The organism is Modestobacter altitudinis, assembly GCF_005930475.1.
In the GTDB taxonomy this organism is placed as follows: Bacteria; Actinomycetota; Actinomycetes; order Mycobacteriales; family Geodermatophilaceae; genus Modestobacter; species Modestobacter altitudinis.
The window spans coordinates 1-14,643 of sequence record NZ_SJEW01000005.1; the positions used below are offsets into that span (position 1 = coordinate 1).

12 protein-coding genes are annotated in these 14,643 nt (G+C 71.0%); 11 read left to right on the top strand and 1 reads right to left on the bottom strand.

Annotated elements, in window-relative coordinates; genetic code table 11:
- The 4 genes from FHL79_RS03240 to FHL79_RS03255 all read left to right on the top strand — a co-directional run.
- The coding region (locus FHL79_RS03240) for a glycoside hydrolase family 15 protein (RefSeq protein ID WP_138757191.1) at window positions 1–1,226 on the top strand (1,226 nt) is incomplete at its 5' end.
- 72 nt (window positions 1,227–1,298) lie between these two features.
- On the top strand, window positions 1,299–2,306 hold the full coding sequence (locus FHL79_RS03245) for an SDR family oxidoreductase (RefSeq protein WP_138757192.1): 1,008 nt from the start codon (window positions 1,299–1,301) through the stop codon (window positions 2,304–2,306).
- Complete coding sequence (locus FHL79_RS03250) at window positions 2,303–2,671, top strand: hypothetical protein (RefSeq protein ID WP_138757193.1); 369 nt, start codon at window positions 2,303–2,305, stop codon at window positions 2,669–2,671. Before FHL79_RS03245 ends, FHL79_RS03250 begins: the two co-directional genes overlap by 4 nt.
- Before the next feature lie 99 nt (window positions 2,672–2,770).
- Window positions 2,771–3,523: a ZIP family metal transporter gene (locus FHL79_RS03255; RefSeq protein ID WP_138757194.1), complete on the top strand. Its 753-nt coding sequence runs from the start codon at window positions 2,771–2,773 to the stop codon at window positions 3,521–3,523.
- A 29-nt stretch (window positions 3,524–3,552) separates the two neighbouring features.
- Here the strand turns inward: FHL79_RS03255 and FHL79_RS03260 are convergent, their stop codons facing one another.
- Window positions 3,553–4,041, bottom strand: a complete 489-nt coding sequence (locus FHL79_RS03260) for a hypothetical protein (protein WP_138757195.1) — start codon at window positions 4,039–4,041, stop codon at window positions 3,553–3,555.
- A gap of 464 nt (window positions 4,042–4,505) precedes the next feature.
- Here FHL79_RS03260 and FHL79_RS03265 point away from each other — a divergent pair, with 464 nt between their 5' ends.
- The 7 genes from FHL79_RS03265 (at window position 4,506) to FHL79_RS03290 (ending at window position 13,999) form a co-directional block, all read left to right on the top strand.
- A complete protein-coding gene (locus FHL79_RS03265) occupies window positions 4,506–5,045 on the top strand; it encodes a glycosyltransferase family protein (RefSeq protein WP_138757196.1) in 540 nt (179 codons plus the stop codon).
- A complete protein-coding gene (locus FHL79_RS03270) occupies window positions 5,006–6,883 on the top strand; it encodes a glycosyltransferase family 2 protein (protein WP_138757197.1) in 1,878 nt (625 codons plus the stop codon). Before FHL79_RS03265 ends, FHL79_RS03270 begins: the two co-directional genes overlap by 40 nt.
- A 384-nt stretch (window positions 6,884–7,267) precedes the next feature.
- Window positions 7,268–8,272 (top strand): aldo/keto reductase family protein, encoded by a 1,005-nt coding sequence (locus tag FHL79_RS03275; RefSeq protein WP_138757198.1) that lies wholly within the window; start codon window positions 7,268–7,270, stop codon window positions 8,270–8,272.
- A gap of 157 nt (window positions 8,273–8,429) precedes the next feature.
- Window positions 8,430–9,845, top strand: a complete 1,416-nt coding sequence (locus FHL79_RS03280) for a mannitol dehydrogenase family protein (RefSeq protein ID WP_246080296.1) — start codon at window positions 8,430–8,432, stop codon at window positions 9,843–9,845.
- A gap of 73 nt (window positions 9,846–9,918) precedes the next feature.
- Window positions 9,919–11,604, top strand: coding sequence for a ribonuclease J (locus FHL79_RS03285; RefSeq protein ID WP_138757200.1), 1,686 nt, complete (start codon window positions 9,919–9,921; stop codon window positions 11,602–11,604).
- A 429-nt stretch (window positions 11,605–12,033) separates the two neighbouring features.
- Complete coding sequence (locus FHL79_RS24925; RefSeq protein ID WP_171057984.1) at window positions 12,034–12,180, top strand: hypothetical protein; 147 nt, start codon at window positions 12,034–12,036, stop codon at window positions 12,178–12,180.
- A 328-nt stretch (window positions 12,181–12,508) separates the two neighbouring features.
- The gene (locus tag FHL79_RS03290; protein ID WP_138757201.1) at window positions 12,509–13,999 is read left to right on the top strand and encodes a SulP family inorganic anion transporter; all 1,491 of its coding nucleotides are present in this window, start codon (window positions 12,509–12,511) and stop codon (window positions 13,997–13,999) included.
- Window positions 14,000–14,643 lie beyond the last annotated feature (644 nt).

The window sequence follows — 14,643 nt, forward strand, 5'->3', positions numbered from 1 at the left end:
GCCCCCGCCCGGTCGACCCGGCCCGCGCACTCGCCGGCACGGAGTCGTTCTGGGCCGACTGGATCGAGCACTGCGACTACCGCGGCGAGTGGCAGGAGGCCGTGCGCCGGTCGCTGGTGACGTTGAAGGCGCTCACCTACGCGCCCACCGGCGGCATCGTCGCGGCCGCGACCACGTCCCTGCCCGAGGCGCTGGGTGGCTCGCGCAACTGGGACTACCGCTACTGCTGGCTGCGCGACGCGACGTTCACGCTGCAAGCGCTGCTGGGCACCGGGTACGCGAAGGAGGCCAGCGCCTGGCGCGAGTGGCTGCTGCGCGCCGTCGCCGGGGACCCGGCGGACCTGCGGATCATGTACGCCCTCGACGGCGCCCGCCGCATCCCGGAGTACGAGCTGCCCTGGTTGTCCGGGTACGCCGGCTCCTCTCCGGTGCGGGTGGGCAACGCCGCCGCGGGGCAGTTCCAGCTCGACGTGTGGGGCGAGGTGCTCGACGGCCTGCACTACTCCCGGGCGTCGGGACTGACCCCGACCGAGGACGCCTGGTCGCTACAGCGGGCGCTGCTGGACTTCCTCGGGGGGCACTGGGACGACCCGGACAACAGCCTGTGGGAGGTCCGCGGCGATCGTCGGCAGTTCGTGCACTCCAAGGTGATGGCGTGGGCCGGGCTCGACCGCGGGATCCAGGCGGTCGAGCGGTTCGGGCTGGACGGGCCGGTCGACCGCTGGCGCGAGCTCCGCCAGGAGGTCCACGACGACGTCTGCCGGCACGGCTACGACGCCGCCCGCGGCACCTTCACCCAGTACTACGGGTCGACCGGCCTGGACGCCGCGCTGCTGCTGCTCCCCCGGGTCGGCTTCCTCCCGCCCGAAGACCCCCGCATCGTCGGCACCGTCGAGGCGGTGCAGCGCGAGCTGGGCCAGGACGGACTGCTGCTGCGCTACCACCCGGACGCCGACGGCGGGGTCGACGGCCTGGCCGGCCGCGAGAACCCGTTCCTGGCGTGCAGCTTCTGGCTGGCCGACGCGCTCAGCATGATCGGCCGGCAGCAGCAGGCGCGGGAGCTGTTCGAGCGGCTGCTCGGCCTGCGCAGCGACCTGGGACTGCTCAGCGAGGAGTACGACACCGGCGCCGGCCGGCAGGTCGGCAACACCCCGCAGGCGTTCAGCCACGTCGGCCTGGTCAACACGGCCTGCCAGCTGGCCGGCGGTGACCGGCGGACCCGCTGAGCCCGGCCCGACCTGCGGCCCGGCGCACCGCGGGAGATACTTGGTGCATACCAATTGAGCTGAGGAGCGGCTGTGGGTCCGCAGGTGGTCGTGGTGACCGGTGCGAGCGGGGGGATCGGGCGGGCGACCGCCGTCGCCTTCGCGCGCCGGGGTGACAAGGTGGCCCTGCTCGCCCGCGGGGTGACGGGCCTGGAGGCGGCGGCGGAGGACGTGCGCGCCGCGGGTGGGACACCGCTGGTGGTCTCGGTCGACGTCGCCGACGCCGACGCGGTGGAGGCGGCCGCCGACCGCGTCGAGACCGAGTTGGGACCCATCGACGTGTGGTGCAACGTGGCGTTCACCTCGGTGTTCGCCCGGTTCTCCGACGTCAGCCCAGAGGAGTACGAGCGGGCCACGGCCGTCACCTACCTCGGCTTCGTCAACGGCACCCGCAGCGCGTTGGCGAGGATGCGGCCGCGGGACCGCGGCGTGATCGTGCAGACCGGGTCGGCGCTGGCCTACCGCGGGATCCCCCTGCAGAGCGTGTACTGCGGCGCCAAGCACGCGATCAAGGGCTTCACCGAGTCGCTGCTCACCGAGCTGAAGCACGAGGGCAGCAACGTGCACGTCACGATGGTGAACATGCCCGGGGTGAACACCCCGCAGTTCGACTGGGTGCTCAACAAGCTGCCGAAGAAGCCGCAGCCGGTGGCGCCCATCTACGCCCCCGAGTTCGTCGCCACCTCGATGGTGTGGGCCGCCGAGCACCCCGGGCGGCGGGCCTGGTGGGTCGGCATCCCGACCGTCTACACGATCCTGGGCAACAAGGTCGCGCCGGCCTTCCTCGACTGGTACCTGGCGCGCACCGGCTTCGCGGGGCAGCAGACCAGCACGCCGGCCGGCCCCGACGACCCGCACAACCTCTGGCAGCCCGCCGACGGCGAGGGCGGCCGGGACTTCGGCGCCGACGGCCGGTTCACCGACGGGTCATGGACCGCCGACCCGCAGATCTGGGCCAGCCGCCACCACGGCACCCTGGCCGCGGCCGGCGCCACGGTGCTCGCCGGCGCCACCGCGGCGCTGCTGCGCGGCCGGCGATGAACAGGCTCGGCGGGCGCGGGACGACCCGCGCCCTGGCGGTCGTCCTGGGCGCGACGAACCTGGCGCTGGTGGCCCGCCCGGACGACGTGTCCGCGGCGGTCGCACCGGGGCGGGAGCGACCGCCGAGCTGGCTGGTGCGGGTGCTCGGCTCCCGGGTGGCGCTCCAGCAGCTCCTGGTGCTCGCCCGACCGACCCGGGGCCTGGTGCTGCTCGGGGCGGCCGTCGACGCGCTGCACGCCACCAGCATGGTCGCCGCCACGCAGATCTGGCCGCAGCACCGGCGGGTGGCCGGCGCCAGCGCGGCCGTGGCCGCCGCCTCCGCGGTCCTGGAGCTGACCACGGCCCCACCGGGGACGCACCGCTGAGCGGACGGAACGCCCGGTACACCCCTGCGCTGGGCCCCGATCCCGACCGTCGCCACGAGACGACGGTGCACCTGGTCTGACCCCGGAGGCGCAAGGACGATGCCGACCTGGCTGGAAGCGGGACTGTGGGGCCTCCTGGGCGGGGGCGCACTGGTCCTCGGCGCCCTGGTGGCCTGGTTCGCGCGGGTGCCGTCCGGCGTCATCGCCTCGGTGATGGCGTTCGGCTCGGGGGTGCTCATCTCGGCTGTGGCCTTCGACCTGATGGCGGAGGCCGCGGACACCGGCGGCCTCTTGGCTACAGCGGTCGGCTTCCTCGGCGGTGCCGTGGCCTACCTGGGTGCCAACGCGCTGCTGGCGCGGCGCGGTGGCCGGCACCGCAAGCGCTCGGGTGACCAGCAACCGTCGGAGTCCGACCAGTCGGGCAGTGGGGCGGCCATCGCCGTGGGCGCGCTGCTCGACGGCATCCCGGAGTCGGTCGTCCTGGGGCTCGGTCTGCTCAGCGGCGGCGGGGTCAGCCTCTCGGTGCTGGCGGCGGTCTTCATCTCCAACGTGCCCGAGGGCTTGTCCAGTGCAGCCGGCATGAAGAAGAACGGTCGGTCGGCCACCTACGTCTTCGGCGTGTGGACGACGATCGCCGTGGTCAGCGCCCTCGCCGCACTCGTCGGCTACGCCGCCCTGGGCGGCGCTCCGCCCGAGCTGATCGCCGTGATCACCGCCGTCGCGGCCGGCGCGATCCTGACCATGATCGCCGACACCATGATCCCGGAGGCCTTCGAGACGACCCGGACCTGGACCGGCCTGATCACCACGGTCGGGTTCCTGCTCGCGTTCGCCATCGATCGCGCCGGCTGATCCTGGGAGCGACCAGCCGGCCGCGGGGTTCAGCCGAGCGAGGCGGTCATGGCGACGGCGTCATCGGTGACCGACGAGCAGGCGAGGGTCAGTGGACCGGCGGACACGCTCTCCCCCTGACCGCACGACACCTCCTGGTCGCCGATCCTGAAGGTGGCCCGGCCGTTCTCGACTCCGCCGAGAACCACCGACGTCCCGAGCACGTCGGCCTCCGCACCGTCACCGGTGAGGGTGACCGTGCACTCACGGCCCGAGCAGTCGACGTCGGCGTCGGAGTCGGACTCGCCGGACGCCTCGGCGCTGCCGGCCGTGCCGGTGGCCGCGTCCGTCGACTCGGTCGTCTGGTCCGCTCCGTCGGTGACCTCGGCCGGGGAGCTCTCCGTGACGCTGACCTCAGGTGTGGCGTCGGCAGCCCCCGGTTGGGAGTCGTCCCCGCAGGCGGCCAAGGGCACCAGCGTGAGGCCTCCGGCGAGCACGAGGGCGGAGACGCGTCGGCGCTGCACTCTTCTCGTTCCCATGCTCCGACGGTAGGAGCGTGTGCCCACGGCGGCCTGCTGGATCCGGGATCCGTCACAGGGTCGTCATGCTCCCGCGCTCTGGTCATCTTCAGCCGAGGACGACGCCACGACCCGCGGTGCGGAGGACGAGGCCGGAGGTCTGCACCTGGGTGCTGGTCACCTGCTGGGCGAACGGCAGCGGGTCCAGCGGCACGCGCAGGCTGAACCGCTAGGTCACCAGCAGCTCCGGCAGGCCCTGCAGCGGCTGCCCGGCGTCCAGCGCCGTGGGCCTCAGGACCAGGTCTGCGCCGTCGGCCGGCGGGCATGCCTTCGACCAGATCGTCGTTCCCTGCGCCGTAGAAGAGCAGTGACCGGAACCGGAAGAGACGCAACCAGGCCACCACCACCGACGAGAACGGCGAGCACTCCACCCGGGCGCTGAACGCCGCGGCCGTCGTCGCCTACACCGCCAGAGCCGACGCCGGGTGTCGCGCGGCCCGCACCAGCGGCCAGCGGCCGGCTACGTCGGGGTGATCGACGAGCGGCTGGACCTGGACCTGGTCGCCGACCTCGCCGCCTCACTGCCCCACTGGACCATCCGGATGGTCGGTCCGGTGACCAAGATCGATCCCGCCCACCTCCCGCAGGCCGACACCCTCGAGTACCCCGGCCTCGTGGCCTACCACGAACTCCCGGAGGTGATGGCCGGCTTGGACGTCGCCCTGATGCCCTTCGCGCTCAACGAGGCCACCCGCTCGATCAGCCCGACCAAGACTGAGCACTCCGTCCACCATCACGAGGTCCGCCGGGACGCCTGCATCCAGTGCTGCTGGCTGCCTACGTCCGGCGGCTGGCCGCTGACCAGGCTGGTGGAGGCGGTCATGAACGTGGTAGACGAACTACCCACCTCCGACCGGGCACGAGCGTGCCCGAGGAGCCGAACGCGCCCGAGCACAGTTCCATCTCCTAGCCCCTTGAGGTGCCGATGCAGGACGACCAGCGTTCACCAGCGCGGATCAGCGTGATCATGCCGTGCTTCGATCAGGAGGCTTACCTGCCGGGCGCGGTCGCCTCCCTGCTCGGACAAACGTGTGCCGACTGGGAGCTGGTCGTGGTCGACGACGGCTCACCCGGCGACGTCGAGGCCGCTCTCGGGGCCGATCTACATGACGCGAGGGTCCGGATCGAGGCGTTCCCTGCCAACCGAGGGCTCGGCGCGGCCCTGAACCGCGGGCTCGACGTGGCGGTCGGAGACTTCATCACCTACCTGCCGTGCGACGACCGCATGCACGCCGACCACCTCGCGTCCCTGGTCACCCTGCTCGGCGCCCACCCGGAGGCACCGTTCGTCTTCTCGGGTCTGAGGCACGGCCAGGACCAGACCACGACCGGTTGCGTCGACGGTGAGCCGCTGCAGCTCATCCAGGTCATGCACCGGCACACGGAGGAACGCTGGCTCGAACGTGCCGAGCTCACGACGGACGACCTGGAGCGCATGTTCTGGTCCCGGCTGCCCGCATCGGCGGAGCCACCGCTCGGGACCGGTGCCGTGACCGCCACGTGGGGAAGCCATCCCCGGCAGCGCCACCGGGTCCTCCGCGAGCCTTGGGGTGGGTTGAACCCGTACCGGGTGCGCTACGGGGTCCAGGAGCCGTTACGTCTGCAGAGCTCCGTCGGTCATCTCCACGACGAAGTCAGCCACTACCGGCGTTTCCGCGAACGTCCCGCCACTCCCCCAGCGCCGGACGGGCTCCGGATCCTCCTCGTCGGGGAACTGGCCCACAATCCCGAGCGCATCCTCAGCCTCGCGGAACGGGGCCACACCCTCTATGGGCTGTGGACCGACGACCCCGTGTGGTTCAACACCGTCGGGCCGCTCCCCTTCGGCCACGTGACGGATCTGCCGAGACAGGGGTGGCGCGCGGCGGTCGAGGAGCTGCGCCCCGACCTGATCTACGCGTTGTTGAACTGGCAGGCGGTGCCCTTCGCACACGAGGTCCTCATGTCCGGATTCGACATCCCGTTCGTCTGGCACTTCAAGGAGGGCCCGTTCTTCTGCCTCGAGCGTGGCCTCTGGCCGCAGCTGGTGGACCTGCACCTGCGATCTGACGGACAGATCTATTCCAGCCCCGAACTCCGGGACTGGTTCGCAGCCACCGTGCCGCAGACCCGCTCGGGGATGAGTCACGTCCTCGACGGTGATCTGCCGAAGGCCGAATGGCTCACGGGCGAGCCCTCACCTCTGCTCTCCGAGCGTGACGGGGAGGTCCACACCGTGATCCCGGGCAGGCCGATGGGTCCACATCCCGACGTCATCGAGCAGCTCGCCCGGCACGGCGTGCACGTGCATCTCTACAGCGAGAAGGCTCACCTGCAGATGAAGGAGTGGGTGGACGAGGTGCGGAGGCGAGCGCCGCGCCACTTCCATCTGCATCCTCAGGTCGATCAGCATGGCTGGGTGGAGGAGTTCTCCCGGTACGACGCCGGATGGCTGCATGACGTCCGCAGCCACAACGGTGGCGACCTGCACGCCGCCACCTGGGACGACCTCAACTACCCCGCGCGGATGGGCACGCTGGCCGCAGCAGGCCTGCCCATGATCCAACCCCGCAACGACGGATCCATCGTCGCAACGCAGACGCTGACGGCAGCCCGGGGGCTGGGGCTCTTCTACTCGGACCCGCAGGAGTTGGCCCGGGCGCTGACTGACACGCCGGCCATGTCGGCTCTGCGTCGGAACGTGTGGGAGCAGCGCAGTCACTTCACCTTCGACGCGCACGTGAGCGACCTCGTTGCCTTCTTCCGCACCGTCATCGCAGGCCGGAACGAACGAGGAGGTCCTGACCTGCTCGCAACGGCATGAGGAGGTCTCCCCCGGACGCCGGGTCGGGCCTCAGCCCGTTGCTCGGGGGGTAACGGGCGTGCGGCCGGTGCGCCCGTCCTCGTCGTCGGGCCGCTGCAGGTGGGAGCGGATGGAGCGGGCGCACCTGCTGCAGATGCGGCGCACCGGCGATCTCCGGTGTCCACGGCACCGGCGCCGCCGAAGCTCTACCCCGGTGCCGACGTGGACCGGGACCACGTCCGTCGGGCGGTCGGTGAGCAAGCCGACGATCGTCTGCCCAAGACCGGGTCTCAAGGGGTGAGGCAGGGTCGGCGCGTGGCGTCGATCGCCTTCGCCGAGCGCAGCGAGGACAACGGCTCGTCTCAGGTCATGCACTCCACGTGCCGCGCGCCTAGGTTGGCCGTCGTGGAGTTCCGACGCCTGGGCCGTTCCGGCCTGACCATCTCGCAGATTGCCTACGGCAACTGGCTGACCCACGGCAGCCAGGTCGAGGAGGACGCCGCGCACGCCTGCGTGCGGGCCGCCCTCGACGTGGGGATCACCACCTTCGACACCGCCGACGTCTACGCCGGCACCAAGGCCGAATCTGTCCTCGGTAGCGCGCTGGCCGGCCAGCGCCGCGAGGGCCTGGAGGTCTTCACCAAGGTGTACTGGCCCACCGGGTCCGGCGCCAACGACCGCGGCCTGTCCCGCAAGCACATCACCGAGAGCTGCAACGCCTCGCTGAAGCGGCTGCAGACCGACTACGTCGACCTCTACCAGGCACACCGCTACGACGCCTCGGTGCCGCTGGAGGAGACGATGACCGCCTTCGCCGACCTCGTGCGGCAGGGCAAGGTGCTCTACCTGGGCGTCTCCGAGTGGCGCGCCGAGCAGATCGCGGCCGCGGCCGAGCTGGCCCGGGAGCTGAAGGTCCAGCTGATCAGCAACCAGCCGCAGTACTCGATGCTCTGGCGGGTCATCGAGTCCGAGGTGGTGCCGACCAGCGAGAAGGAGGGCCTCTCGCAGATCGTCTGGTCGCCGCTGGCCCAGGGTGTGCTCACCGGCAAGTACCTGCCCGGCCAGCAGCCGCCGGCCGACAGCCGTGCGGGCCACGCCGCGGCCGGCACGTCGATCCAGGGCTTCCTCACCGACGAGGTGCTCACCCGGGTCCAGCAGCTGCGCCCGATCGCCGACGAGCTGGGCCTGTCGATGGCCCAGCTCGCGATCGCCTGGGTGCTGCAGAACCAGAACGTCGCCGGGGCGATCATCGGGGCCAGCCGTCCCGAGCAGGTGCACGACAACGTCAAGGCGGCCGGCATCCGGCTGCCGGCGGAGGTGATGACCCGCATCGACGAGGCCCTCGGCGGCGTCGTCGAGCGCGACCCGGGTCAGGTCTTCCTCCCGGCTGACAGGTCTGCCCGGAGCTGACGGACCTGGTAGACCAGGAGTACCTACCCTGACGTCAGGGTAAAGGCGAGGGGTGACGCGCAGCCCCACCCCTCCGACCGGCACCTCCACCCTTCAGGGGGGCACCTTGGACACTCTCGGTGGCAGGGTGCCCGTTCCGACGTACGACCGCAGTCGGGTGACCACGGGCATCGTGCACATCGGCGTGGGCGGGTTCCACCGCGCGCACCAGGCCATGTACGTGGACCGCTTGATGAACGCCGGTCTCGCGCTCGACTGGGGCATCTGCGGGGTCGGCGTCCTACCCGCTGACGTCACCATGCGCGACGCGCTGAGCGCGCAGGACGGCCTGTACACACTGGCGGTCAGGCACCCCGACGGCTCGGTCGACGCACGGGTGATCGGCTCCATCGTGGAGTACCTGTTCGCCCCCGACGATCCCGAGGCAGTGGTCGAGAAGATGGCGGCAGCGTCCACCCGGATCGTCTCGCTGACCATCACGGAGGGCAGCTACAACATCGACCCGGTCAGCCGCCGCTTCGATCCATCGGCGCCGTCGATCCAGGCAGACCTCAGCGCGGGGGCGACGCCGTCCACCGCGTTCGGCCTGGTCACCGAGGCCCTGGCCCGCCGCCGGCAGCGCGGGGTCGCCCCGTTCACGGTCCTCTCGTGCGACAACCTCCAGGGCAACGGTCGGCTGGCCTGCCAGGCGTTCACAGCCTTCGCCGAACTGCGCGACCCGGAACTGGCTTCGTGGATCCACCGTGAGGTGTCCTTCCCGGACGGCATGGTGGACCGGATCACCCCGGCGACCAAGCCACAGGACGTCACCATGATCGAGGAGCGGTTCGGGATCGCCGACGCCTGGCCGGTCGTCTGTGAGCCGTTCGCCCAGTGGGTCGTCGAGGACGACTTCCCCGCCGGCCGGCCGCCCCTGGAAGCCGTCGGAGCGCAGTTCGTCCCCGACGTGGAGCCCTACGAGTCCATGAAACTGCGCCTGCTCAACGGCAGCCACCAGGCCCTCGCCTACTTCGCCGCCCTCGCTGGCCACCGGTTCGTCCATGAGGCCTGCCAGGACCCGATCTGGGCGCGCTTCCTCAGGGACTACATGGACCGCGAGGTGACCCCGACCCTGGATCCAGTGCCCGGGGTGGACCTGGACGCCTACAAGGCAACGCTGATCGGACGGTTCTCGAACGCCGCGGTCGCCGACACGGCAGCTCGACTGTGTGCCCAGACGTCGGCGCTCATCCCCAAGTTCGTGCTCCCCGTGGTGCGCGACCAGCTCGCACGAGGCGGAGAGGTGCACCGGGCAGCAGCCGTCGTCGCGAGCTGGGCGCGCTTCGCGGAGGGACTCGACGAGCAGGGGCGGCCGGTCCCGATCGTCGACCGCCGGGCCGATCTCCTGCAGATCAACGCCCGGCGACAGCGGGAGGACCCGCTTGCGTTCCTGGCTGAGCGGAGCATCTTCGGGGACCTGGTCGATGACGAGCGCTTCGCTGCTCCGTTTCTGCAGGCTCTGGACTCCCTGCACCGGCACGGCGCCCGCGGCACCCTCCAACGACTCACCGAGGGTGCGGGCCTCGCGTCCTGACCGGGCTGCGGGCCCACAGCTGGTGCGGACCGGCGCTGCAGCTGCCCAGTCAGCCTCACGTAGCGTGAGTGTCATGAGCCGCAGGCGTCGTGACCACGAGACCCTCCCGACACTGGCTCCCTCGGCACTGCGCGTGGTGCCACTGGGCGGACTGGGTGAGATCGGCCGCAACATGACCGTGTTCGAGCATGCCGGCAAGCTGCTGGTCGTCGACTGCGGCGTGCTGTTCCCCGAGGAGCACCAACCGGGGATCGACGTGATCCTCCCCGACTTCACCTCGATCCGGGACCGGCTCGATGACGTGGTGGCCGTCGTGCTCACCCACGGGCACGAGGACCACATCGGCGGCGTCCCCTACCTGCTGCGTGAGCGGCAGGACATCCCGGTCGTCGGCTCGAAGCTGACCCTGGCCTTCCTCGAGGCCAAGCTCAAGGAGCACCGGATCACCCCGGTCACCCGACAGGTCGCCGCGGGCGACCGGATCGACCTGGGCCCGTTCGGCTTGGAGTTCCTGGCCGTGAACCACTCCATCCCCGACGCCCTGGCCGTGGCCATCCGCACTGCGGCCGGGCTGGTGCTGCACACCGGCGACTTCAAGATGGACCAGTTCCCGCTGGACCGCCGGATCACCGACTTGCGCGGGTTCGCCCGCCTGGGCGAGGAGGGGGTCGACCTCTTCCTCACCGACTCCACCAACGCCGACGTGCCTGGTTTCACGATGTCCGAGGGCGAGCTCACCCCGGCCATCGACCAGGTGTTCCGAACGGCGCCCAAGCGGGTCATCGTCTCCAGCTTCGCCAGCCACGTCCACCGCATCCAGCAGGTCCTCGACGCCGCGCAGGAGCACGGCCGCAAGGTGGCCTTCGTCGGCCGGTCGATGGTCCGCAACATGGGCATCGCCCGCGACCTCGGCTACCTGCGGGTGCCCAAGGGCTTGGTGGTCGACATGAAGGTGCTGGAGAAGCTGCCCGCCGACCAGGTCTGCCTCATCTGCACCGGCTCACAGGGCGAGCCGATGGCAGCGCTGTCCCGGATGGCCAACCGAGACCACGTCATCCGCATCGCCGAGGGCGACACCGTGCTGCTGGCCAGCTCGCTCATCCCCGGCAACGAGAACGCCATCTACCGGATCATCAACGAGTTCACCCGGCTGGGCGCCAACGTCGTCCACAAGGGGAACGCGAAGGTGCACGTCTCCGGGCACGCCAGCGCCGGCGAGCTCGTCTACTGCTACAACGTCGTCCGGCCGCGCAACGTCCTGCCCGTGCACGGCGAGTGGCGACACCTTCAGGCCAACGCCGACCTGGCGATCCGTACCGGCGTGGACCCGAGCCGGGTCGTGCTCGCCGAAGACGGCGCCGTGGTCGACCTGGTCGACGGCCGGGCGTCGATCACCGGCCGGGTCCCGGCGAGCAACGTCTACGTGGACGGATCCACCGTCGGCGGGGCGACCGAGGCCTCGCTGACCGACCGGCGGACGCTGGCCGAGGAGGGCGTAATCACGGTCGTCGCGATCATCGATGCGGACACTGGGCGACTGGCTGAGGCGCCGGACTTCCTGGTGCGAGGGTTCGTGCACGAGGCGTCGTCCTTCGACGCGGCGGTGCCGCTGATCGAGAAGGAGCTGGCTCGGGCCGCCGAGGAAGGGGTCACCGACGTCGTCCAACTCGAGGGGCTGATCGCCCGTGCCGTCGGCACCTGGGCGCACCGCAGCCACCGCCGCAGCCCGATGATCATCCCCGTGGTCATCGACGCCTGACCGCCAGGATCAGGAGCTGGAGCGGCCTCGCGGTGGCCGACCAGGGCTCTACGCCGTCCCCCAGCACTCCGCGCGAGCCCTGCCCTCGGCTCGGCGAGCGCACCGCCTGTCGGTGATGGGCCGATTCCCGGAGCGCCGGGTGAGGGCGGCGGTCGCGGTCCGGTGGTCGTCCGAGCGCGTCGATGTCCGCCACGCTGGCCTGACAGGCGGCCTCCTCGCGGCCGGTGAGCAGACCGGCGACCCGGTGTGTTCGGCGACGGCGATCCCGCCGACCATTCGACGGGCGTCGGGGTGGCCCGGGAGGCTGAGCAGGCCGACGGTGACGGCCGGCGCGGCCACCAGGTCCTGCGGATCTGCCGCCGCGTGGTCGACTCAGCTCACCTCGGCGTAGCAGGTCAGTAATTCGCGCACCGCCGGAGGATGAGCTGGATGGCCGCGCACCCGGGTGGTCATTCACAGGACGCCGACGGCGGCCGGATCCAGCTGGACAGGCGTCAGTACGGCGCGCGGATCCTGCTGGCCAGGGCCATGGACCAGGCGCCGCGCGGCACCGGGTCGGGGAGACCGGGCGTGTGAGACGGCAGATGGCCCGTTGCGTGGCGAGCCGCCGGGATGGGCACTGATCAAGCGTCTTCGGTCCTCGCAGGTGGTCATGCTCGCGCGACACCACGGTGATGAACCCCACCGCAACACTTCCCTGACGTCAGGGTATGTTGATGACGACGCCACGGCCCCTCGGCCGTCGCCCCCGGAACGCAGACGTTCCGGACCCCGTCGCCGGCGGCCTCCTGCTGGGGAGCCACACCGTGCACGTCCGGTGCCTCACGCACCCATTCCCGCTTCGCGACACTCCCAGTGCCGCGCTCCCCCTGCGTCACCAGGCGCACGACCCGGAAACGGTGACATGACTCCTGCTCTGCCGGCGCCGCCCAAGCCGCGCCTGGCCCGACCCACCTGGCTCTCCCCGAGAGTCGCCCGCACCGAGGCCCTCGCCGGCGTCGTCGTTGCCCTGGCGCTCATCCCCGAGGCGATCAGCTTCTCGATCCTCGCCGGCGTCGACCCCCGGGTCGGCCTGTTCTCCTCGTTCGTGATGGCCGTGGTGATCGCCTTCACCGGCGGTCGCCCCGCCATGATCACCGCCGCCACCGGGGCCATCGCCCTGGTCGTCGCGCCTCTGGCGCTGGAGCACGGCGTGGAGTACCTGCTCGCCGCCGTCATCCTGGGCGGCGTCTTCCAAGTGCTCCTGGGCCTCTCCGGCTTCGCCCGGCTGATGCGGTTCATCCCGCGCAGCGTCATGGTGGGCTTCGTCAACGCCCTGGCCATCATGATCTTCATGGCACAACTGCCGCAGCTGACCGACGTCCCCTGGCTGGTCTACCCGATGGTCGCTGTCGGGCTGCTCATCATCGTCGGACTGCCCCGGCTGACGACGGCGATCCCCGCCGCACTGGTGTCGATCGTCGTGCTCACCGCGCTCACCATCGCCGCCGCGCTCACCGTGCCGAACGTGGGCGACGAAGGGGCGCTCCCCGACAGCCTGCCCTTCTTCGGGATCCCCGACCTGCCGTTCACCTTCGAGACGCTGTCCATCATCGCGCCCTACGCGCTCGGCGTGGCCTTCGTCGGGCTCATGGAGTCCCTCATGACCGCCAAGCTGGTCGACGACCTGACTGACACCCACTCCGACAAGACCCGCGAGTCCTGGGGCCAGGGCGTGGCCAACGTCGCCTCCGGCTTCTTCGGCGGCATGGGCGGCTGCGCCATGATCGGCCAGACCATGATCAACGTGAAGTCCGGCGCTCGCACCCGGCTGTCGACCTTCCTGGCCGGAGTCTTCCTCCTCGTCCTGGTCGTCGCGCTGGGGGACGTGGTGGCACTGATCCCGATGGCCGCTCTCGTGGCCGTGATGATCTTCGTGGCCGGCGCGACCTTCGACTGGCACAGCCTGCGGACGATCCACACCATGCCCCGCAGCGAGACGCTGGTGATGGTCTCCACCGTGGCGGTCACGCTGGCGACCCACAACCTCGCCATCGGGGTGGGCGTCGGCGTCCTGGTCGCCTGCGTCGCCTTCGCCCGTCGGGTCGCGCATCTCGTCGAGGTCACCAGCGAGACCGACCCCGATGGGGACACCCGGGTGTACTCCGTGCAGGGCGCCCTCTTCTTCGCCTCCAGCAACGACCTGTACAGCCGGTTCGACTACGCCGGCGATCCGGAGAACGTGGTCATCGACCTGACCGACGCGCACGTGTGGGACGCCTCCACCGTCGCCGCACTCGACGCGATCACTCACAAGTACGAGACCCGGGGCAAGCACGTCGAGGTCATCGGCCTCAGCGGGCACTCCGCCGCCCGCTATGACCGACACAGCGGCCAGCTCGCTGGCGCCCACTGACTCGCCGTCCACTCCCCAGGCCGCGCCGGCTCTCGTGATCCGGCTGACAGACCTCCGGGGCGGTCGGCTGCTGGCCGCCCGGCCGCCCCGAGCTCCCCGCACCGCAGGCAGGAGAGTGCAGGATCCGATGCCCGTTCCCGACAGCGGACCGTGGTGGCTCAGCACCCTCATCGTGGACGTCACAGGGCTGCTCCAACACCAGCTGCGACGCGACCGGGACCACCCTGGGCGCCACCACGGGACTCGACGAGGACCGGGCGGGCGGTCGCGATCCCAGTCCACTTTCGACGATGACCGCATTGCCGCCATGCTCTACGACCAACACCTGTTCGACGAGTCACTCTTCCCCCCGGCCGAAGACCCTCCGACCGACTCCGACGACGACCCCCGGGGCCACCGCCACGGATGACGGCCACATCGACAGGGTCAGGACGGCGTGGTCCGGAGGGCGTGGTCACGGCGACTCGGCGTGCCTGCGTCTCATCGAGCACAGGTGCAGCACGACTACAGCCGGAGCACCGATCACCCCGCCAGCCACGACGTAGGCACTGACCTCCGACCACGCGAGAGAGGCGTTCGACACCGCAGGTCGGTCACGAACGACACCTCGCCCCTCGGCGCGGCAGGAGCACGGCAGGGCTCCC

Coding starts and splice junctions, on each gene's coding strand:
- FHL79_RS03290 (WP_138757201.1), top strand. CDS start 12,509: ATGACTCCTGCTCTGCCGGCGCCGCCCAAGCCGCGCCTGGCCCGACCC.
- FHL79_RS03285 (WP_138757200.1), top strand. CDS start 9,919: ATGAGCCGCAGGCGTCGTGACCACGAGACCCTCCCGACACTGGCTCCC.
- FHL79_RS03250 (WP_138757193.1), top strand. CDS start 2,303: ATGAACAGGCTCGGCGGGCGCGGGACGACCCGCGCCCTGGCGGTCGTC.
- FHL79_RS03270 (WP_138757197.1), top strand. CDS start 5,006: ATGCAGGACGACCAGCGTTCACCAGCGCGGATCAGCGTGATCATGCCG.
- FHL79_RS03260 (WP_138757195.1), bottom strand. CDS start 4,041: ATGGGAACGAGAAGAGTGCAGCGCCGACGCGTCTCCGCCCTCGTGCTC.
- FHL79_RS03255 (WP_138757194.1), top strand. CDS start 2,771: ATGCCGACCTGGCTGGAAGCGGGACTGTGGGGCCTCCTGGGCGGGGGC.
- FHL79_RS24925 (WP_171057984.1), top strand. CDS start 12,034: ATGGCCGCGCACCCGGGTGGTCATTCACAGGACGCCGACGGCGGCCGG.